Annotated in this window: 2 protein-coding genes; both read right to left on the reverse strand. The window is 31.8% G+C overall.

Translation table 11 applies throughout. The features are described 5' to 3' along the window. Nucleotides 1-115, reverse strand: a 115-nt coding sequence (locus FHL06_RS12870) for a ribbon-helix-helix protein, CopG family (RefSeq protein ID WP_153386986.1), incomplete at its 3' end; no start/stop codon positions are given. A 626-nt stretch (nt 116-741) separates the two neighbouring features. Continuing rightward, nucleotides 742-1,314, reverse strand: a complete 573-nt coding sequence (locus tag FHL06_RS12875; protein ID WP_026260398.1) for a replication protein — start codon at nt 1,312-1,314, stop codon at nt 742-744. Between the last annotated feature and the right edge of the window lie 206 nt (nt 1,315-1,520).

Here is a 1,520-nt window from a genome sequence, read left to right on the forward strand (position 1 = left end):
TTGTAATCAAAGCAGATTTACTTAAACCTGTTTCTTTAGATAAAACTTCTATTTTTTCAAAAACTTCTTGATTCAAAGTTATCATAATTCGTTTTTTTTCTTGTTTTTCAGCCATATTTTTTCACCTCAACAATTTTCTATAAATACGAATTCCCTTATAAAACAATCTAACACATTTATAACTAAAGTGTAAGAAATTTATGCATTTTTATCAAAAAACCGGGTTGAGCCTTACTCTCCGTTGATGTTTCGCGATTTATACCCTTTCAGCCTTAGAGGCGCAAGGGATACAGAGTTTTGACCTCTGACCAGTGACCAACCTAGGGGGGGTCGTAGTTGCCCCCCTAGGTTCGAAAAATCCAAAGATTAAATACAAAAACAGTAATCAAAAATGTGATTACTAAAATCCATAAATCAAATCCCAACTTCAATTAACTTGTAATTTAATTTCCTTTTGACTTCACGATATCGAAAGTAATGATTTGGATTGGTTGTTAACTTGGATTAATCCAAGTTACAACTGCACCAATCGCTACTGAAGTAGCTATCATTATTTCTTTGCTCGTCAAAAGTATTTCTCATATCACAAGTTAATTGAAGTTTTGGCAAGCGTCGTATTTGCTAGCCACTTCATTCGCTAACGCTCATTTCGTTCTGCAAATACCCTTGCTGGGATTATATCCCAGACCCTTTATTTTTGCTAACGCAAAAAGCTAGCCATTTTGGCTAGCTAATTCAAATTCATCTAATTCTATGTCTAATAGATTTAATATAATTATTCATAATAAACGCTGAATTATCACAAAGTAACGGAAACCAATCATCAAATCTATTTTCCATAGCATAATCTATTAAGTCTTGAATCTCATCAATATCATTTTCTTTAACAAAACTAATCATTTCTTTAATTAATTGATATCTCTCTCCAGAATTGGCAGAAAGATATATTAAAGGATCAGCACCAGCATGACCTATTATTTCACTCTTACTATACTGAAACTTATTAGGATCATCCATATGAGCAAAATAACGCACCATACCTTTCAGATCCATAACCTTTTGAGGATTTGGTGCCTTTAACCTTAAAGTAATCTCTCTAACCTGCTCATAAGACTTTTTAGAAGCAAATAATATTAATATGTGCCAATGAGCCTTTTTCAGTTCTCCATTAGAATCTACATCTTTATCATGTAATGGACTTTCTATCCACGGTATATGCATCTCGTTTAAAACATCTCTCCAATTTTCAGGTGCAGATTCCGGATAAACAAAAAATGTCCAATTACGTGTTCTTGTATCTCTCTTTTCACTCATGTTATAATTACCTCACTTATAAGTATAATTTATTTCTTAGTCGCCATTTGCCCTGGCGACTATTTTTATGCCTTTTTTTGTTCATTAACCCACATTGTAATCAAAGCAGATTTACTTAAACCTGTTTCTTTAGATAAAACTTCTATTTTTTCAAAAACTTCTTGATTCAAAGTTATCATAATTCGTTTTTTTTTTTTTTTTTTCTT

Source organism: Companilactobacillus halodurans (genome assembly GCF_009600985.1).
Lineage (GTDB): Bacteria > Bacillota > Bacilli > Lactobacillales > Lactobacillaceae > Companilactobacillus > Companilactobacillus halodurans.

Coding starts and splice junctions, on each gene's coding strand:
- FHL06_RS12875 (WP_026260398.1), bottom strand. CDS start 1,314: ATGAGTGAAAAGAGAGATACAAGAACACGTAATTGGACATTTTTTGTT.